The sequence below is a fragment of the uncultured Parabacteroides sp. genome (assembly GCF_905196875.1).
GTDB lineage: Bacteria > Bacteroidota > Bacteroidia > Bacteroidales > Tannerellaceae > Parabacteroides.
This window is the reverse complement of record NZ_CAJJWO010000038.1, coordinates 1-18,484: the sequence shown is the minus strand read 5'-3', so window position 1 is coordinate 18,484 and position 18,484 is coordinate 1. Positions and strand designations below refer to the sequence as shown.

The 18,484-nt window shown below is 42.7% G+C and carries 16 protein-coding genes and 1 pseudogene; 10 read left to right on the top strand and 7 right to left on the bottom strand.

Going from position 1 to position 18,484, the window contains the following annotated elements:
- Nucleotides 1-16 precede the first annotated feature (16 nt).
- Nucleotides 17-2,431, bottom strand: coding sequence for a TonB-dependent receptor (locus QZ076_RS13430; RefSeq protein ID WP_293713780.1), 2,415 nt, complete (start codon nt 2,429-2,431; stop codon nt 17-19).
- A gap of 141 nt (nt 2,432-2,572) precedes the next feature.
- Between QZ076_RS13430 and QZ076_RS13425 the strand changes: the two genes are divergently transcribed.
- The 6 genes from QZ076_RS13425 (at nt 2,573) to rpmA (ending at nt 5,748) form a co-directional block, all read left to right on the top strand.
- On the top strand, nt 2,573-3,127 hold the full coding sequence (locus QZ076_RS13425; RefSeq protein WP_293713779.1) for a nitroreductase family protein: 555 nt from the start codon (nt 2,573-2,575) through the stop codon (nt 3,125-3,127).
- Complete coding sequence (locus QZ076_RS13420) at nt 3,124-3,891, top strand: DUF2520 domain-containing protein (RefSeq protein ID WP_293713778.1); 768 nt, start codon at nt 3,124-3,126, stop codon at nt 3,889-3,891. The genes QZ076_RS13425 and QZ076_RS13420 overlap by 4 nt, the downstream gene beginning before the upstream one ends.
- Nucleotides 3,884-4,405, top strand: coding sequence for an HAD hydrolase family protein (locus QZ076_RS13415; protein WP_293713777.1), 522 nt, complete (start codon nt 3,884-3,886; stop codon nt 4,403-4,405). The genes QZ076_RS13420 and QZ076_RS13415 overlap by 8 nt, the downstream gene beginning before the upstream one ends.
- Before the next feature lie 16 nt (nt 4,406-4,421).
- A complete protein-coding gene (locus QZ076_RS13410; protein WP_293713776.1) occupies nt 4,422-5,003 on the top strand; it encodes a Maf-like protein in 582 nt (193 codons plus the stop codon).
- A gap of 138 nt (nt 5,004-5,141) precedes the next feature.
- Complete coding sequence (gene rplU, locus QZ076_RS13405; RefSeq protein ID WP_007657805.1) at nt 5,142-5,459, top strand: 50S ribosomal protein L21; 318 nt, start codon at nt 5,142-5,144, stop codon at nt 5,457-5,459.
- A gap of 22 nt (nt 5,460-5,481) precedes the next feature.
- Nucleotides 5,482-5,748 (top strand): 50S ribosomal protein L27, encoded by a 267-nt coding sequence (gene rpmA, locus QZ076_RS13400; protein ID WP_293713775.1) that lies wholly within the window; start codon nt 5,482-5,484, stop codon nt 5,746-5,748.
- 81 nt (nt 5,749-5,829) lie between these two features.
- On the opposite strand, the gene QZ076_RS13395 is transcribed toward rpmA, so the two are convergent.
- Both QZ076_RS13395 and QZ076_RS13390 read right to left on the bottom strand, forming a co-directional pair.
- Nucleotides 5,830-7,053 (bottom strand): ATP-binding protein, encoded by a 1,224-nt coding sequence (locus QZ076_RS13395; RefSeq protein WP_293713774.1) that lies wholly within the window; start codon nt 7,051-7,053, stop codon nt 5,830-5,832.
- Nucleotides 7,050-8,402 (bottom strand): sigma-54 dependent transcriptional regulator, encoded by a 1,353-nt coding sequence (locus tag QZ076_RS13390; RefSeq protein ID WP_293713773.1) that lies wholly within the window; start codon nt 8,400-8,402, stop codon nt 7,050-7,052. The genes QZ076_RS13395 and QZ076_RS13390 overlap by 4 nt, the downstream gene beginning before the upstream one ends.
- 213 nt (nt 8,403-8,615) lie before the next feature.
- Between QZ076_RS13390 and QZ076_RS13385 the strand changes: the two genes are divergently transcribed.
- Nucleotides 8,616-9,314: an ABC transporter ATP-binding protein gene (locus QZ076_RS13385; RefSeq protein WP_293713772.1), complete on the top strand. Its 699-nt coding sequence runs from the start codon at nt 8,616-8,618 to the stop codon at nt 9,312-9,314.
- A 13-nt stretch (nt 9,315-9,327) separates the two neighbouring features.
- Nucleotides 9,328-11,709: an ABC transporter permease gene (locus tag QZ076_RS13380; RefSeq protein WP_293713771.1), complete on the top strand. Its 2,382-nt coding sequence runs from the start codon at nt 9,328-9,330 to the stop codon at nt 11,707-11,709.
- A 109-nt stretch (nt 11,710-11,818) separates the two neighbouring features.
- Here QZ076_RS13380 and QZ076_RS13375 read toward each other — a convergent pair whose 3' ends face one another.
- The 4 genes from QZ076_RS13375 to QZ076_RS13360 are packed head-to-tail and all read right to left on the bottom strand — an operon-like array spanning nt 11,819 to nt 15,512.
- Nucleotides 11,819-13,252, bottom strand: a complete 1,434-nt coding sequence (locus QZ076_RS13375; protein WP_293713770.1) for a glycosyltransferase — start codon at nt 13,250-13,252, stop codon at nt 11,819-11,821.
- On the bottom strand, nt 13,249-14,331 hold the full coding sequence (locus QZ076_RS13370; RefSeq protein WP_293713769.1) for a hypothetical protein: 1,083 nt from the start codon (nt 14,329-14,331) through the stop codon (nt 13,249-13,251). Before QZ076_RS13370 ends, QZ076_RS13375 begins: the two co-directional genes overlap by 4 nt.
- 4 nt (nt 14,332-14,335) lie before the next feature.
- Entirely contained in the window at nt 14,336-15,166 is an 831-nt protein-coding gene (locus QZ076_RS13365) for a YaiO family outer membrane beta-barrel protein (protein ID WP_293713768.1), read from the bottom strand.
- A 1-nt stretch (nt 15,167) separates the two neighbouring features.
- Nucleotides 15,168-15,512 (bottom strand): response regulator, encoded by a 345-nt coding sequence (locus QZ076_RS13360; RefSeq protein ID WP_293713767.1) that lies wholly within the window; start codon nt 15,510-15,512, stop codon nt 15,168-15,170.
- Between the two features lie 715 nt (nt 15,513-16,227).
- Between QZ076_RS13360 and QZ076_RS13355 the strand changes: the two genes are divergently transcribed.
- Nucleotides 16,228-17,142 (top strand): site-specific integrase, encoded by a 915-nt coding sequence (locus QZ076_RS13355; protein WP_293713766.1) that lies wholly within the window; start codon nt 16,228-16,230, stop codon nt 17,140-17,142.
- 463 nt (nt 17,143-17,605) lie between these two features.
- Nucleotides 17,606-18,484, top strand: a pseudogene (locus tag QZ076_RS13350) (hypothetical protein); the annotation flags it as partial.

The following is an 18,484-nucleotide window of genomic DNA, read 5'->3' as shown; positions in this document are numbered from 1 at the left end:
TATGATTAGTATATTCTTAGAAATCAACTATCAGACGGACATTAAGCTGTCGGCCTGTCAGGTAGTTCGGTACGGCGAACTGCTGGTTGTCTATATTGGTGATCCAGTAGTATGAACTTACATTTTTTATGTCAAACAAGTTGAATACGTCGACTCCGACCCAGATATTTTTCAAATGGCGGAAAAAGCCCCGGTCCATGATTGCGTCCGATTCTCCGGCGAGTTGGTAAGAGAATCCCAGGTCGACACGTTTGTATGCCGGAGTACGGAAGACGCTTTTTACATCTTCGTATTTCGTTCGTGGAGCAATAAAGGGAAGACCTCCTGAAAGAACACCTTTCAGGTTCAGTTTGACTCGTTTATATCCCGGAAAATAATCCTGGAAGAAAAGTGATACATTATATCCCTGGCTGTTAGGCATCGGAACGGTAACCTGGTCGCGTATCGTTTGTTCGGCTTTCATTAGTGAGAAACTGATCCATGAGTCGGTGCCGGGTACGAATTCGCCGAAGAATTTGACATCGATACCCATTGAATGTCCTTTGGCACAGTTCTCCCCGTAATAACGGATCTTGACGTTGTCGACAGTATAAGGGATGAGGTCGTCCAGTTTTTTGTAATATAGATCGGCACTTACCTTAAAGTTCCGGTCTGCCGCACGGAATGTATAATCTCCTCCCACAATGAAATGGATGGAACGTTGCGATTTGATCTCTTTATTCAGTGCAATAATATCGTTTCCCGCTTCATCCCGTACAGTCGTACGTAGTTCCTTATAAAACGGTGATTGATAGTAAATACCGCTCGCGACCCGGAATGTGAGGTTTTGGTCGAAGTTCGGGATGAATCCGAGAGATACACGCGGGCTGATGATAAATTCCTTGTTGTAACTCCAATAGCTTCCGCGAAGGCCACCTACCAGTGTAAACATTCCTTGTTTTGTACGGAACTTAAAAGCATCCTGCACATAAGCGGATAGTCGTGTGCTGGACAGGTCATTATCGGAATAAAGGTTGGAGATAACGTTTACGCCCGTTCCCGTTTGTGGAAGCGAATAGCCTGCCGAGTCGCGTTTTTCCCATTCGCTGATACGGTCGTTGATCTTTTCCATCTGTACGGTTGCTCCCCATTTGATCGTATTGTTCTTAATGCGCGCACTACCATAATGTCCGGCGTTCATAATGGTAGAGTTCAATCGGTTGCGTGCATGTTCATGATAACGGGCAACGGAAAGAGGGACTTGTTCTTGCTCATTTTCTTCCGCAGCATCTCCCAGCCAGTATTCGCCGGTGATGTCGTATGTCTCTATTTCCTTGCTGGTGAAGGCGGAAGCCTGGATACCCAGTTCGGTATTTTCGCTTGGATTGTGTTTTAATGTTAATGCCCCGAATAAGGTCTGAAACTTATCACTTTCGCGACTGTTGGGGAAAGCAACTTCGAATCTTTTAGCATTTTCAACTGTGCCGAAAGTTGTTTCGCGTTTATGCGGTGTGTATTTGAATGTGTTTGAAGCCAGGTTCCCAAGGAAATTAACTTCCCATTTGGGAGCCAGTTGGTAGGTCATGTATGACTGAAGATCGACGAAGTCCGGTTGGTATTCAGCGTCCGTATCCATTGTTTTTAGTAGTGAACGGCCTGTTTTGTAGCGAATGCCGGTAACCTGTGTGAATTTGCCGATCGAACTGCCCACGTAGGCATTCGCTCCCAGCAGGCTGGCAGATGCCGAACCTTCGAATATTTTTGGTTTTTTATATTTGATATCGAGTACCGAACTCATTTTATCTCCGTAGCGGGCTTCGAATCCTCCGGCAGCAAAATTGACCGACTCGGTCATGTCGGGATTGATAAAACTCAATCCTTCCTGTTGTCCGGAGCGTATCAGCAGAGGGCGGAACACCTCCAGTCCGTTCACATAGACGATATTTTCATCGTAACTACCACCACGAACCGAATACTGTGAACTCAACTCATTGCTGGATGAAACACCCGCGAAAGTCACTACCAGACTTTCGATACTGCCACCGGCCGGGTCGGGTAGGAGTTTGACCCGATTAGCGTCGAGTGTTTCAAGGGTTGTTGTCTGTTTGCGGATGGCAGTTGCAACCACTTCTCCCAGGTCGATACTGGTATAGTTCATTTGTACATTCAGGCGCATGTCCTGCTGTACGCTTGGTAAAATACGTTCGGCTTTATTATATCCCAGACACGAGAAAATGACGGAAACGGAATCTCCGGGAGACGTTGTGAGCGAATAATATCCCTTTTCATTGGTCATCGCTCCGTTCAGGGTGTTTTTTATCTGGACAAGAACCAATTCAAGCGGACTGCCATCGGCGTCACGAACATATCCTGTGATTTTAACATGCTTTTGTCCAAAAGCACTGATAGAAAATAATATAAATAGCAGTGCAGCTATCGCACGAATCTTCATAATTAATAATGTTATAGCTTTACTAACGCGAAAAATAAAGGAAGCGTATATTCAGCATGTAAAAAATCTTTATCTTTGCCCTATGGGGAATGCATTCTCAACATAAAGAATTTAATTAACAGCTACAAAAATAAGATAAAAATGGACAGCTTTGCAACTCTTATCAAGAATAGAAGAAGTACACGTAAGTTTACCGACCGGTTGCTTTCGCCCGAACAAGTGGAGATGATACTGAAAGCTGCATTGATGGCTCCGGCATCCAAACGTAAAAATCCCTGGCAGTTCGTGGTTGTGGAAGACAAGGAGATGTTAAAAAAACTGGCTGCTTGTAAACCGGCAGGTTCTTCTTTCCTTGAAAGTTGTGCCCTGGCTGTTGTGGTGATGGCAAATGTGATGGAAAGTGATGTCTGGGTAGAAGATGCCTCGATTGCTTCTATCTACATGCAACTTCAGGCGGAAGATCTGGGGTTGGGAAGTTGTTGGTGCCAGATTCGTAACCGGCAGACAGAAGACGATACGGATGCGAACGTATATGTCCGTAATCTCTTGGATGTCCCTTATCAGCTCGAAGTGTTATCGATTATCGGTTTCGGATATAAAGATCAGGAACGTAAACCATTTGACGATGCACATTTGCAATGGGAAAAAATACATCTCGGCACCTATAAGATGCCGGAAGAAAATAGTGAAGTATGAAAATAGTATTCATAGGTGCCGGTAATCTGGCGACTCGTCTGTCGTTAGCTATGCAGCGGGTCGGTATGCAGATCGGACAGGTATACAGCCATACTCCGGAGAATGCCCGGCAGTTGGCTATTAAGCTGGGGTGTCCCTGGACTACAGACCTTTCAGCTTTGCAGCCGGATGCGGATATGTATGTTTTTTCACTGAAAGATACAGTTCTGGCTGAGGCGGTCGCAAAGGTAAGGCCGAACAACGGTTTGTGGATACATACTGCCGGAAGTATGCCGATGAATATTTTTGAAGGACACGCCGCGCGTTATGGCGTACTCTATCCTTTACAGACATTCAGTAAGGGTCGGGAAGTCAGCTTCGATGTGATCCCGCTTTTTCTGGAAGCCAATACACAAAAGGATGCCGACTATCTGAAAAATATAGCCAGTGCGCTTTCGGAGAATGTCCGTTTTATGTCATCGGAAAAACGGCGTAGCTTACACCTGGCAGCTGTCTTTGCTTGCAATTTTACCAATCATATTTATGCATTGTCCTATAAATTGCTTGAAGAAGAAGGTATCTCTGCCGATGTGCTTTTGCCGCTGATAGATGAAACGGCTGCAAAGATACATCTCATGTCGCCGGCTGCCGCTCAGACAGGACCGGCTATCCGTTATGATGAAAATGTGATAAATAAACATTTGGCTATGCTGAACGATCCCGATATGAGATCGATTTATCAGCTTTTGAGCCGAAGTATATATAAGGAGGCCCAAAATGAGTAGTGTCAATTATGACCTGACAAAAGTAAAAGCATTTGTGTTTGATGTCGATGGGGTGCTGTCGTGTGATGTGGTTTCGCTACATCCCAATGGTGATCCGATGCGTACGGTTAACATCAAGGACGGGTATGCGCTGCAGTTAGCTGTAAAGAAAGGTTATCATGTCGGTATTATAACGGGAGGGTATACAGAAGCTGTGCAGATTCGTTTCTCCCGGTTAGGTATCAGGCATATTTATATGCGGAGTGCCGTGAAAATTCATGATTTCAATGATTTTTTACAAAAGACCGGATTGAAGCCGGAAGAGGTAATGTATGCCGGTGACGATATCCCTGATTATGAAGTTATGCAGCAGGTCGGTTTACCTGTCGCTCCGGCTGATGCAGCCCCGGAAATCAAGCAGATTGCTAAATATATCTCTTTGCGCAAAGGCGGCGAAGGTGTTGCCCGCGATATAATTGAACAGACAATGAAAGCACAAGGCCATTGGATGAGCGACGAAGCCTTCGGATGGTAGTAACACGAAAAACAATATGCTAGCAAATTTACAAAAATATCGAATCGTGCTGGGTTCTAACTCTCCCCGCCGAAAAGAATTGCTTGCCGGACTCGATCTTGAATTTGACGTGGAGGTAATTCCGGGTATTGACGAATCGTATCCCGACACATTAACCTCTGCTGCTATACCTTTATATATAGCGCGCAAAAAAGCTGAAGCCTATCTTGAAAAGATGTCCGACGACGAACTGCTTATTACTGCCGATACGATCGTGGCTACCTACGATCGAATCCTGGGTAAGCCCGATAGCAGGGAGAATGCGGTTGAGATGCTTCGTTATTTGTCCGGTCATGTACATGAAGTAATAACCGGGGTCTGCCTGACAACCAAAGAAAAAACAGTCTCATTTTCCGTAGATTCGGCAGTGAGCTTTGCAAAACTGGAAGAAGAGGATATTTTGTACTATGTAGATAAATACCGTCCCTTCGATAAAGCCGGAAGTTATGGTATACAGGAATGGATCGGTTATATCGGTGTAGAGGCCATCAACGGATCATTTTATAATGTAATGGGCTTGCCGGTACAGCGGTTATATCAGGAATTGAAGAATTTTTAATCAAAAAAAAGGGGTTATTCTTGCATAATATATTCGGAAACAGTACTTTTGCAGTCTGAAATTCCGCAGAGGGTAAACAAGTGATATGGAATATATATCCACCCCCGGGACATAACCTGTTTAAATATAAAAAGACAGATGTACGTAATCGTAGAAATTAACGGACAGCAGTTCAAAGCTGAAGAAGGTAAGAAGTTGTTCGTTCATCACATTCAGAACGCAGAAAGCGGTGCTGTTGTTGAGTTTGACAAAGTGTTGTTGGTTGACAACAATGGAGAAGTTAAAGTAGGTGTTCCTACCGTAGAAGGCGCAAAGGTAGTATGCGAAGTACTGTCTCCGCTGGTAAAAGGTGATAAAGTGCTGATCTTCCACAAGAAGAGAAGAAAAGGTTATCGTAAACTGAACGGTCACCGTCAGCAGTTCACTGAAGTGAGTATTAAAGAAATTGTTGCTTAACGTTTAAAGGAGAAAAAAAGAAATGGCACATAAAAAAGGTGTGGGTAGTTCTAAGAACGGCCGTGAATCACAAAGTAAAAGATTAGGTGTTAAGCTTTTTGGTGGTGAAGTTGCTAAAGCTGGTAACATTTTGGTTCGTCAGAGAGGTACAGCTCATCATCCGGGAGAAAACGTTGGTATCGGTAAAGATCATACGTTGTACGCTTTGAAAGATGGTGTTGTTACTTTCCGTAGAGGTAAAGAAAACAGATCTTTCGTTTCTATCCAGGAAATTACAGCAGAAGCATAATTCGCTTTACTCGAAAGAATAAGAAAAGCGGAATGTCCGGAAGGATGTTCCGCTTTTTTATTTTGTATCATCGGGATGAGGCTAATGTTTGTTTTGGGAGCTGAATAAAACGGTGAAAGCACTTCCTGCACCTTCCTGGCTTTGCACATGCAGCTTTCCGTTATGGAGTTTGACGATTTCCCGCGAAATACTCAGTCCGATACCGTTACCGTTCTTTTTAGAACTGAAGAATGGGATAAATATCTTGTCACGTATCGTATCGGATATACCGCATCCATTGTCGGCAACAGTGATGTAGGGATGTCCTTCGTTATCACAACCTGAAAAAAGATGGATTTCCGGATTCTCCTTTTCTTTTACGGCATAGGTCGCATTGGTGACAAAATTAATTATCACCTGTTCGATCAGATCCCTGTCCATATAGGCTGTCACGTCCGGATTATCTGTTTTAAGAGTGAATCCGATCCCTTTCTGCTGCAAAGATGGGTTCATCAGGGAATGAATAGCGCTTAACAGCTCGTAGATGTTGTAGAATTTCATTTCAGGCACTATCTTCTGGCTTAAACTGCGATATGTCTCGGCAAAACGTAACAATCCGTCACTCCGCCGGTGAATGGTGTCCAGCGCAAACTCCATATCTTCCACATCCGGTTCCGATAGTGGGGAAGAAGTCTCTTTCAGTGCATGTATCTTTCTTCTGAGTGTATCAGAAAGAGAGGAGACGGGTACGATAGAATTCATTATCTCATGGGTCATCACATTTAGCAATCCTTTCCAGGCGCCCGATTCAACCTCTTCCATTGTGGCGCTTACATTGTGGAAAGCTATCAGCTTATAGGTTTTTCCTCCTGTTTGAAAGACGGAAGCATTGGTCATTGTTTTGATGGTTTGTTTTCGGGCATGGATAGTCATCAGGGTACTTTCGTTTACCGGAATATCGAGTAATTCATTGAACAGGTCTTCGTTCTGTTTTTTCAGCCAGTTGATATTCTTGATATGAGGAATGTTGAGCATCGTTGTAAAAGCGTCGTTCATCCATAACGTTTCATAGGTTTCTATGTTGTAGGCGAGAATGCCGGTATCGACCAGTTCCAGCATTTCTTTCAGATAATGTTGCTGCGCTTCTTTTTCACGTGCCAGGTTCAGGAATGCATCCGTGATGGTCTGGAAGCGCGGATATTTTTTTGAAAAGTCTTTGTAAAGAATCGACTCGGCAAACTCGTCGATTTCCCGGTTTGTTTTTCTCCGTACATATATTATATATATAAGGAGCAGGACGATTAGGATGGATAACAGGATGGTCATAGTCCGTATTTTTCTAACCGGCGGTATAAAGCTCCCCGGGTCAGTCCCAGTTCTTTGGCCGCCTGTGATATGTTTCCGTTATGTTTTTGGATCACCTGCTCGATAGCGGCTCTTTCCAGATCTTCCAGATTGTGGGTAGGTATCGGCTGGTTGTTCTCTTCCGGTTGTTCCATAGGAGAGAAGGTGATATCCTCGGCTTTCAGAACATTACTGTCTGACATGATAACACCTCTTTCAATAGTATATTGCAATTCGCGAACGTTTCCCGGGTAATGATACAACATCAGTTTCTTTTTGGCTGAGTCGGATAAACGGAACTTTTGCTTGAAATACTTTTTCTCATACATCTCCAGGAAATGTTCTGCCAACAAGATAATATCTTCACCCCGTTCACGGAGAGGGGGCACCGTTATTTCTACCGTATTGATCCGGTAGATCAAGTCTTTACGAAAACGTGTCTCATTAGCCAATTCCCGTAGTGGTAGATTGGTGGCGGATAACAAACGGATATCCACCGGTGTCGGTGAGTTGGCTCCCAGACGTGTTACCTCCCGGTTTTGTAATACCGTCAGCAGTTTGGCCTGTTGCTGTAAAGTGATATTACCTATTTCATCCAGAAAGAGCGTGCCCTTGTCGGCCGCCTCGATTAATCCGGTTCGGTCTTCGCGTGCATCTGTAAAGGCTCCTTTTTTATGTCCGAAAAGCTCACTTTCGAAAAGAGTCTCTGTCAGGGAACCTACATCCACTTTTATATACGGGTAGTTCCGACGCAGGGATAACTGATAGATATAACGGGCTACCAGATCCTTACCTGTCCCGTTTTCTCCCAGTATTAGTATATTGGCATCGGTAGGTGCTATCTTTTGTAATTTATGAAACAATAGCTGCATACTTTCCGAAGCTCCTACAATCTTTACATCTGTCTTCCTTTCATTTATCTTTTCTTTGATATCGGAAGATGTCTGCTTGTGAAGCGTTTCCCTCAGGATATTTATCAGGTTTTCATTATGCCAGGGCTTGACGATAAAATCGGCCGCCCCTTCTTTCAGGCTTTTGATAGCCAGATCGATATCAGCATAGGCGGTGATCATGATGACGGATTGGGCAGGCTTCCATTTCTTTATTTCCTTCAACCAGAAGATCCCTTCGTTGCCCGTATTGATCGAACTTCTGAAATTCATATCCAACATAACAATGTCGATATCGTTGGTCATGATCAACTTATGGATATTTTCAGGATTTGTTTCGGTCAATATCGTTTTTACTTCCATCTTCAGCAAGAAACGTACTGCGGTCAGAACGTCTTTATCATCATCAACAATCAGTATATTTGCCTGGTGTAAGTTCATAATAACTCTTTTTAATAGATTGCAAATATATCAAGAATGAGGTGAATGCCCAAGTCGTTCCTGTTTTTTGTCTGTTGGCAGACATCCGGTGTCCGTTTATGGACACTTTTTAGAAGGTGTTGTTTTGTTAGTGTCCTGATAGTTAGTTGAATAAATATTTGGCATAACACTTGTATCTGATTGTATGTAACATGATAAATAATTCATAAGACTATGATTCGAATAAATGATTTGCGGAAGGTATACAGGTCGGATGAAGTAGAAACGATCGCTTTGGATAACATGTCGCTCCATGTAAAGGAACATGAATTTGTAGCTATCATGGGGCCTTCGGGATGTGGTAAGTCTACTTTGCTGAATATTCTGGGATTACTCGACGATGTTGATACGGGTTCCTATCTTTTTAATGGCGCTGAGGTGACCGGATTGAACGAAGATAGACGCTGCGACTTGAGAAGAGAAAATATAGGTTTTGTTTTCCAAAGTTTCAACCTGATAGAAGAACTAACCGTATTTGAAAATATAGAATTACCGCTGGAAAACTGTGGGATGAAAGCTTCACTTCGGAAAATGAAAGTCGAGAAAGCGCTGAAAAGCGTCTTGCTCAATCATCGCCGTAACTACTTCCCGTCCCAACTTTCCGGCGGACAGCAACAACGTGTGGCGATTGCCCGGGCTATTGTCAACGATCCCAAACTGATCCTGGCAGATGAGCCTACCGGAAATCTGGATAGTCGCAACGGTTTGGAAATAATGGATTTGCTCACTACGCTTAATGATGCGGGAACCACTATCGTCATGGTAACCCATAGCGAGCATGATGCCCGTTACAGCCATCGGATCGTTCACATGTTGGATGGCAAACCGATTACGGAGAACTTTTTGAAAGAATTAGCTTATACTGCAAACTAAAAGACTTATACCAATGAATATAAAAAGATCTCTCCGGATTCTTTTCCGGAATAAAACATACAGTTTATTGAATATTGTGGGATTGGCAATAGGAATAACTTCGGCCGCACTTATCTTTCTTTGGGTGGAGAGTAAAGTGAATTTTAATAAAGCGATCCCCAACTCCCGGAATATGTATGTCAGTGCATTCAATTATTTCTCTGCTTCGGGAGAATGTGAAACTTATTTCGAAACGAATAATCCGCTGAAAAAAACACTGGATGACGAGTTTCCTGAAGTGAAAAGCTCTGCAAGATACTATGATCGCACGCTCATTTTTGTACCCGAAAATACGACCAACTTTTTCGAAGAAAAAGGAGCATACGCCGATTCTACACTTTTCAGGATGATCGACATGAAGTTTTTAAGTGGTGATATTTCCTCGGTTTTTACACCACAGCAAGCGATTGTCATCAGTCGGTCTATGGCCCGGAAAATATATGGGGAGGAAGATCCCATGGGGAAGGGGTTACTGAATGAGGGAGCCATATACCAGGTAACAGGCGTGTTTGAAGATATGCCACGTAACACCTCCTTTCAATTTGAATGGCTGATCCCTTTTCGTGTGCAGGAACAGGCTCAGAGAAAATATTTCGATATAGATGGTTGGGGCTATTCCTGGCTACAAACGTATGTCGAACTGCAACCCGGTGTGGATTTGTATCAATTGAATGAGAAGCTGAAAGGGTTGGCCTACCAAAAAGCGGGTGGTGATTATAACTTTTTACAAATATTCCTTTATCCTCTCAACAAAAAACTATTGTACGGGCAATTTGAGAATGGGGTGGAAACCAATGGCGGGTATATTAAAACGGTTTCCCTCTTTTTTCTTATCGGCATACTGATTTTGGTTATCGCCTGTATTAATTTTATGAATCTTTCGACGGCACGTTCGCAGAAACGGGCATTGGAAGTCGGAGTCAGAAAAACATTCGGAACCAAACGAAAATATCTGATCAAGCAATTTCTGATCGAGTCGGGAATGATCACTGTAATCGCTCTTCTGCTCTCGGTCGGGATGATCTGGTTGAGTCTTCCTTTCTTTAACGGATTTATAGGAACTCAGCTTGTTTTCAGCCTTTTTAATCCGACAATTGTGATAGGATTGGTAATGATAGGTTTGTTCTGTACTTTCCTGGCCGGTAGTTATCCGGCATTGTATTTATCCTCTTTCAATCCGCTGACCACTTTGAAAATGCAGAAAGTAACCAAAACGGGGAGTGCTGCATGGATCCGTCAGGGTTTGGTTGTTTTCCAGTTTACGATGGCATTTATCCTGATCTGTATCACCTTTGTGATTTATCTTCAGATACAGTTGGCACAAAAACGTGATCTGGGGATAAAAAGAGAAAATCTGATAAGTTTTCCTGTCACCGCAGAGTTGTATAATTCGTCGTCCGCTGTGCAAAATGAGCTCATGAATACAGGTATGGTAGCGAGTAGCGGGTTTTCAAGCAGTCCGCTTTTGAAGTCATATTTAGGGACTAATCCCTGGTATTGGAACGGAAAAGACCCGGATGATGATACCTCTGTTTTTTTTAATTTTGTATCGGATGGTCTGATCGATGCAGCCGGAATCAAATTGATCGATGGTACAGATATCGATCCGGCTAAGAAAAATGATGAAGGTAGCAGAGGGGTTCTTATCAATGAAACTTTGGCTAAAAGGATGAGAAAGGAAGGTCGTGTAGGAGGGAAAATCGGTCAGTCGCCGGACGATAAATGGGAGATAGTCGGTATCATGAAAGATTTTGTATTTGAAGATCTTTATGCGATCCGCCCCGGTTCGGTATTATTTTACTATGGACCCAAGAGAACCAATTATTTGTTTGTTCGCTTGAAATCGGATGTCGATGCAGCAGAAGCAATAGTACGGATACAGGCTGTATTACGTTCTTTTACTCCTTATCATGCGTTTGAGCCGACTTTTATGACCGAACGTTTCGATCGTATGTTTGAAGATGAACATCTGGTGGAAAAATTGTCAGCCTTGTTTGCTGCTCTAGCTATCTTTATCTCTTGTTTAGGATTGTTGGGTTTAAGTGCCTTCTCTGCCGAACAACGAACCAAAGAAATCGGGGTTCGTAAGGTGTTGGGTGCTAAAATAATCGATATACTGTTCTTATTAGGCAAAGCATATATGATGCTTTTATTTATTTCTTTTGTGATAGGTATCCCTATCTCATTGTATGCAGCCAATCATTACCTGAAGGATTATGCCTATCGGATTACGCTTGGTTGGGATATTTTTGCAGGTGTAGCCTTATTTATATCTTTAATCGCCTTACTGACGGTAAGCTTCCAGTCGCTGAAAGCTGCTATTGCCAATCCGGTGAAGTCAATAAAGACGGAGTGAGGAGGTTTTCCCTATGTTTTGGAAATGGCTGAAGCGTAAGTGTTTGAGCAAACGGATTCTGTAGAAGATTAGCTGTCCGTATGCCATGTCAGGTGTGAGTTTCGTCCACTCAATTATTCGAACTACCGAACCCTCGTCGTGTCATTTCTCCCCAGCTTTTCTTGCCGCGCAAAAACATCCAGTTTCCTTTTAAGGACCAATAGACTAATAAAGGATGATAGAACATGATCTCTGTAAGTGAAACGAAGAAGAGTTTCCACAAATCACGCTTTTTGTCATACACATGATATGTCATTTCACCAAGGAAAATACTGAAAAAGGAGTAGCTGATGCCAAACAGATACATGAACAGGAACAAAAAGAGGAAAATCTTCCATTTTATCATGCCGAGTGTTATAAGAAGTATTACAAACATCAATCCCGATACTTCAACAAAAGGTGCCAGCCATTCGAAGAAAACAAAGTAAGGATATGTCACCAGCCCCATTACACCATAGCGTGGGTTGAAGAATACATTCTTATGCAGACGGAGTGAATCTATCAATCCTCGTGTCCAGCGTGTCCGTTGCCGTTCCATAACTTTCAGTGTTGGAGGGACCTCGGTCCACAATAATGGTTCGGGGATATAGACTACCTTATGGGGGAGTTTCCTCTCATAAAGATATTTACGTAAACGTATCGTTAACTCCATATCTTCGCCGATGCAATCTGTACGGTAGCCTCCAATCTCCAATACCAGGTCTTTTCGAAAAATACCTAGTGCTCCGGATACCAGAAATAATCCGTTGATTTGTCCGAAAGCCATACGCCCGATCAGGAAAGCACGCAGATATTCCACCACTTGCATACGTGTGTTGTATCCTTTCGGTACCCGCCGCTCTGTCAGTACTCCACGGTTGAAACGGCATCCATTTGCCACATGTACCGCACCACCCACCGAAACAACAGCCATTGCAGCCGATTCTGTAATAGGCTTTACAAGTTTCAGCAGGGCATCCGATGCGAGAATTGAATCCACATCGATGGAAACCGTATACAATTTCGATGCTACATTGTATCCGGCATTCATAGCATCAGACTTTCCTCCGTTCTCTTTATCGAGCACCAGCAGGTTGTGAAATGCTTTATTTTTAGATTTGTATACACCCCTGACCACTTGAGTAGACAACTTCATGTCGACATAATAGTCTGATTTTTCCAGCGAAAATTCTTTACAAAGAATCTCCAGGGTATTGTCTTTGCTACCGTCATTCACAACTATAACTTCATAGTCCGGATAATGTAGATTGAGGAGCGAGCGGACACAGTCGGCAACTACAGCCGACTCATTATAACAGGAGGCAATGATCGAAATGCCGGGGACCAGTGAATCGGAATGGAAAATTGTATTGTAATCGGCTGATCTGTTATGATTTATGTAGCGCATCAGTGCATATGTGGCCAATATACCCATCAGGATATAAGACACAATCAAAGCCAGTGAATAGGCAAATACCAGCTTATCTATTATCGGAGTCAGTAATTCTACTACCTTATATATCATAATACGTTTGTGACTAAATGGTTACTTAAATCATGTAATATTTTATCTTCTTTTTGGCTGATAAAACCATCTATGGCTTCTTTTCCTCCTGCCACAAAGTTGTAAATGCAGTACAACACATGCATCCTGAAGTCGGCGGACTTGTTTGCGTTGAAATAACGCATTAGTTCTTCTGGTCCTGCATCCGTTTGCTTTGCCAGATACGTAATAATATTATTTTGAATCTGTAAGGGATATTTTCCTATAAAATCTTTGAATAAGCTATCTAGGTTGGTATACCCGAATTCTGCTAACGTACGGAACATTTCTCCCTGTACTTCCGGATTCGGATGCTGTAAGAGTGACTCATAGCCGACAATGTTTCCCCGCTTCTGATTGAATACTCTCACCATACGGATGGCAAATGCAGCTACTGAACTATTGTCTGATAAAGCCAGTGGATGGAAGTCAGGCAATCCTTTATCTATTGAGGTAAAGAAATCATACAGATTCATTTGTTCCCACAGTGTCAGTGGATAACGGTATGTATTCAGTAACGGGATTATCTGCTCTGGATGTTTTCGTATCAAAGCTTCCAGTGCATATAACCTACGTTCTGCATTCTTACTGTGCAGGTTTTGCTTCAACAGTTCCTCTGAAATCTTCGGGAAGGAGAGGGAGGCTACCCGATGCAGATAATAAGCATTCTTGTAACAATAAAAATGTTGTAAGCGATTTATTACATAATCTTCCAATTGTAACCGGGCGGCCAGTTCGATCAGTAATTGTTTTTCTTTCCCGGTCATATAGCGTTGCAGATCATATATAATATCCAGTATAATGTCTTTCTTTACGTTGCCTTTACATTTTTCCAGAACGGCGGGAATAGAGTGCTCCGTATCCATCAGGTAATTGAAAACAGCAGTCTTGTATATTTCTGCTATACCTGCCTGCCTTTTTTGGCTTTGTTTGCGTAGGAATCTTACCCCCAATGTAATGATCGGGATGGTTGTTATGAGTATGATATACAACAACATTATCAGGAATAACCCATGAAAATAGGTCGGGATACTCTGGTAATATGATTCATAGAAGTTCATAGCCTTAAAATTTATAGGTGATACCGGTGTTTATACCCCATACACTTCGCCAGGTATTGTTTTTATATTCTTCATGTCTCCAGGATGCTCCCAGTCTCAGAGCTAGTTTTTTCCCCAGATCTTGTTGCCAATAGGCATAACCGCCCCAGCTTCCCAGCGAGAGGATTTTTTGCAGGTCGGGCATATAGTTTGCATATTCCGGTGAATTTCCGTAAAATACCGCCAGATGTATGAAGTTGGTGGTTTGATTCAGGTAATAGCGGGTACTGAAACGTACAGCCATGAAATTATCCTTATTTGCTATCACCCACATTGGGCGCAATGTAAAGTGAAAGTTATGCACATATTTTTCAACTTCCAGCAGGTAGGTCATGTTTGTGTGCTCCCATTGTGTCATTTTTACCCCGCCTGTCATAGCCCACCCTTTTGGCAAGGCATATGTCAGTTCGCCGAAAAACTGATGTTTGGCAAAGGTGTTAGCACCGGAGTAGCCGTATCCGGCAAAGAGTGAGAAACGAGACGATATATTCCAGTAAGCATCCAGTTGTCCTTGCAGAGCTACATGATCAAACCATGATACACCGGCTCCGGTACGCTGTCCCATATTCAGGCGGGGAATCAATAGTAATGTCGTTTTATTTTCTTTGGCTGTCACAGCCCAGGCTAGTTCGGTCGACAATATCTGCCAGTTTAGCTCCACGGGTTCTGAGACATGTTCCAGAAAGTAATTCAGAGCTACACTCTTAACTCCTGTCCCTTCTGATTGTGCTTGGGCTGGCATTATGGTACAACAACAGACCGATAGCAGTAGTAAGTAATTTGTATTTCTTTTCATATCACCCTATTTTATCCATTAATATCTCCGTATCCAAGGGAAGGAGCAGGAAGTCTGTAACCCCTAATGCATAAGCATTTTTCTTCACTTTTTCATTTCTGATGTGGGTAATTACAATAATTTGCATATTTTTTTTTCGCTCTTTATCTATCTGTTCTACCACTTCCAGCCCACTGAAAAAATTAATTGCAATGCCAATGATAAGTTTGTCCCATACTTCTTTTTCCAATAGCTCTGAAGCAACCAACCCATCCGGAACAACAGTCACCCCGTACCCTTTTTTTTTCAATTTTAAGGATATATATTCTGCATAAATACTATTATCCAAAGCCAACAAAATTTTCATGGTTTGTGTGTTTTTATAAAAAAAGAACAATGAGCCGTGAAGTTTTGTTTAAAGAGAAAGTCTGTTTTTCAACTGAAGGCAGTTTTTTTTACTGAAGAAAATGTCATATTGATAATAGATCCCTTGTTTCCTCGCTATGTATGGGGGGGAGCGAGGAGTAGGAGATTTTATGCGCACTATATGGGGGTAATGAATATCGATTTGGATGCATTTTCTTTTTTAAGATAACATTTAGTAGAGAAAAGTCAAGAGGATTGCAATGATTTTTGTGAATGAAGTCGGAAAGGATATATATATCTTACAATCTGTTAGTTTGTAAATGAAGGCGTCGAAGTCTCTTCTGGCTTTGTGATGAGGGTAGGGGAACGATAAAAACGACTGGTTTTCTCCGGTTTATCTTTGTCTTTCGACAGACAAAAAAAATGATTGTGATGATTTGCCGGATTTATTGTGATAAGTGTCCGGAGTTATTACAATGTTTTGTTCGGATTATTGTGATGTTTTGAAAAATGATTGTGATGAATTTCTCAAAATGATGGTTTATTTTTCTGTTATACCTTTTTTGATCCGGATGTCTGTTTGTGAAAAATAAAAAAAATGAAACTTATTGAAAGTATAAATTGTTTATTGCTGTCATTCTGATAGCTAAAGGTGGCTAACTTTTCTCATTTCCTGATTGTTGTATCTTTGCCTTCCCAAAAATGAAGGATAAGTTATGAAACATAAGGAATTTTACAAATTAATGAGCTTGCAGGAAAGAGATAAACGCTCTGCAGGCGATGAAAGTACGGCCGACCTGTATCGTGCCGTCCGTAGACATTTTAAGGATTACAATCGTGGTCGGGAGTTCTTCCTCACCGATATGACAACGGAAGTGATTTATGGCTTTATCGAGTGGCTACGCGAAAAAGGATTGCGTGTGAACAGTGTGAACAGCTATCTGAGTAACCTGCGTGCCATGTATAACCGTGCCTGTCTTGGCTGGAAAAAGAAACCGCAGGAATCGCCTTTTGCCGGGCTTCGGCTGAGGCGCGAAAAGAGCCGTAAACGAGCGATCCCGGTTAAAGAGATTGTCCGTATCGCTTCTCTTGATCTGAAGGACGAACCTAGGAAACAACAGGCGGCCGATCTGGCGCTTTTTTCGTTTGTGGCCTGCGGTATGCCTTTCGTCGATCTGGTGCACCTGACACGTGAAAACCTGACCGATGGCGGCAAAGTTCTGTCTTATCATCGTCAGAAAACGGGTGCATTGATCCGGATGGAGGTTACTCCGGGTATGCAGGCCCTGATAGATCGTTACAGCTGTGCAGGTGCCAAATATCTTTTCCCTGTCCTGCCGGAAGATGCTACGCATGAACAGTATAAACATTGTCTGTCTACTCAAAACCGTTATCTGGATGAAATCCGTCAGCAGTTGGGAATGGATGGAAAACTGACGATTTACGTGTTCCGCCATACCTGGGCTTCTGAGGCCTATCACCGTCATGTGGCGATCGGTATCATCAGCCAGGGGCTTGGACACAGCACGGAGATGATGACACGCGACTATCTGGCAGAATTCGGACTCGATAAACTGGCGCAAGCGAATAAACAGGTTTCCGGAAGAATAGAAATGCTGGTCAGAGGGTAATTTATCCTTATTTATGAAATAAGGGAGGTGTATCCTTTTTAGTCTCAAATATAGGGTCTTACGAGCCCTTCGAAAATTTATTTGCGACAGGAAACGGTACAAACATAGACAGTTTTCCCTTAAAAAACAAACGGTATAGGGCTGTTTATTAAAAAAAACACTTCGTTTTAAATACTTTTCACATATTTATCTGCTTTATTTCCCTGTAAATCGAAAATAATGTAACACAGGCACGAAGGGGACCGGGACTGTCATCCCTTTAAAGTTCATTTGGAAAAAAACAATAACTATTTCCTCTTGTTTTCCCAAAAATCTCTCTAAAAAGATCCCAATCCTGTACTAATTTACCCCTTCGGGAGACAATTTTACTCTTTTAAGGAGTCCCCTTTGATTACTTTCTCCCTTATTTCATAAATAAGGATGCCTTTTCGGGAATCGATTGAATAATAAACTCAGTAATCAGATGGATAAAATGAAAGAGCAAAAAAGTATTAGTAAAAAAGTGATGATGATAATCCTGTTTTGCCTGTCCCTGTTTTTCTCTTTAGGAAGTGAAGCTCAGACTACTACATACATAAAAGCAGAATCCTTTTTGTTCTCTTTTAAAGAAAATAATGACATGTTCCTGGCCGATTACGGTGACAACGCCTACCAGCTGGAACGTATGGGACAGGTGCTGCGTGTACGTCGCGAGCAATTATCTTCAGGTCGTTATCATTTGTTAATTATCTCGCATGTCGGTTCCATTGCCAAAGAAAAGCCGGATGTACTGGCAGATGTCATAAATGAGGCGTCGCTTCGTGCGAACCGTGTCCGTGCCTATATAAGAAGAAGGCTGGATATTCCCCATGAATGTGTCGCTTTCTATATCGACCGTAGCAGTAACTTTCCCAACAGCGTGCATGTCTACCTGGTCTATGAACCGCTGCCGTGGTTTGTCAACACAGCGATCTGGTACAGTGAAAGCCGTTATCCGGAAGCAATCAGGATACAATTGAAGAAATATGGCGAAATCCCTTATGTAGACCTTTACCGCCGTGGCGAATTGAAAGGGTTCGATCGTGAGGTCTACCGTATAGACGACCCTTTGTTCGACCGTTCAGAACTGGAGGACTACCGTCTGGCCTCTGTGGTGGATGAGTCGGCGAAAGATGGCAGGGGAGAGGAAGCTCCGGTTTACGAAGCCACAACGATAACGACCAGCGAGACATTGCGGCTGGTACAGCGTGGAAAGGCTGAAAAAACGGTACAACCTGTACAAACGGAGCAACCTGTCGCCGCAACTGCTACGTCTGCTTATACTATCACGAGAGAGCCGCTATCGCCCGTCTACTTTTCTTTT

Excerpts from the sequence above, each read along its gene's own strand:
- QZ076_RS13430 (WP_293713780.1), bottom strand. The coding sequence starts at position 2,431 with ATGAAGATTCGTGCGATAGCTGCACTGCTATTTATATTATTTTCTATC.
- QZ076_RS13425 (WP_293713779.1), top strand. The coding sequence starts at position 2,573 with ATGGACAGCTTTGCAACTCTTATCAAGAATAGAAGAAGTACACGTAAG.
- QZ076_RS13420 (WP_293713778.1), top strand. The coding sequence starts at position 3,124 with ATGAAAATAGTATTCATAGGTGCCGGTAATCTGGCGACTCGTCTGTCG.
- QZ076_RS13415 (WP_293713777.1), top strand. The coding sequence starts at position 3,884 with ATGAGTAGTGTCAATTATGACCTGACAAAAGTAAAAGCATTTGTGTTT.
- QZ076_RS13410 (WP_293713776.1), top strand. The coding sequence starts at position 4,422 with ATGCTAGCAAATTTACAAAAATATCGAATCGTGCTGGGTTCTAACTCT.
- rplU (WP_007657805.1), top strand. The coding sequence starts at position 5,142 with ATGTACGTAATCGTAGAAATTAACGGACAGCAGTTCAAAGCTGAAGAA.
- rpmA (WP_293713775.1), top strand. The coding sequence starts at position 5,482 with ATGGCACATAAAAAAGGTGTGGGTAGTTCTAAGAACGGCCGTGAATCA.
- QZ076_RS13395 (WP_293713774.1), bottom strand. The coding sequence starts at position 7,053 with ATGACCATCCTGTTATCCATCCTAATCGTCCTGCTCCTTATATATATA.
- QZ076_RS13390 (WP_293713773.1), bottom strand. The coding sequence starts at position 8,402 with ATGAACTTACACCAGGCAAATATACTGATTGTTGATGATGATAAAGAC.
- QZ076_RS13385 (WP_293713772.1), top strand. The coding sequence starts at position 8,616 with ATGATTCGAATAAATGATTTGCGGAAGGTATACAGGTCGGATGAAGTA.
- QZ076_RS13380 (WP_293713771.1), top strand. The coding sequence starts at position 9,328 with ATGAATATAAAAAGATCTCTCCGGATTCTTTTCCGGAATAAAACATAC.
- QZ076_RS13375 (WP_293713770.1), bottom strand. The coding sequence starts at position 13,252 with ATGATATATAAGGTAGTAGAATTACTGACTCCGATAATAGATAAGCTG.
- QZ076_RS13370 (WP_293713769.1), bottom strand. The coding sequence starts at position 14,331 with ATGAACTTCTATGAATCATATTACCAGAGTATCCCGACCTATTTTCAT.
- QZ076_RS13365 (WP_293713768.1), bottom strand. The coding sequence starts at position 15,166 with ATGAAAAGAAATACAAATTACTTACTACTGCTATCGGTCTGTTGTTGT.
- QZ076_RS13360 (WP_293713767.1), bottom strand. The coding sequence starts at position 15,512 with ATGAAAATTTTGTTGGCTTTGGATAATAGTATTTATGCAGAATATATA.
- QZ076_RS13355 (WP_293713766.1), top strand. The coding sequence starts at position 16,228 with ATGAAACATAAGGAATTTTACAAATTAATGAGCTTGCAGGAAAGAGAT.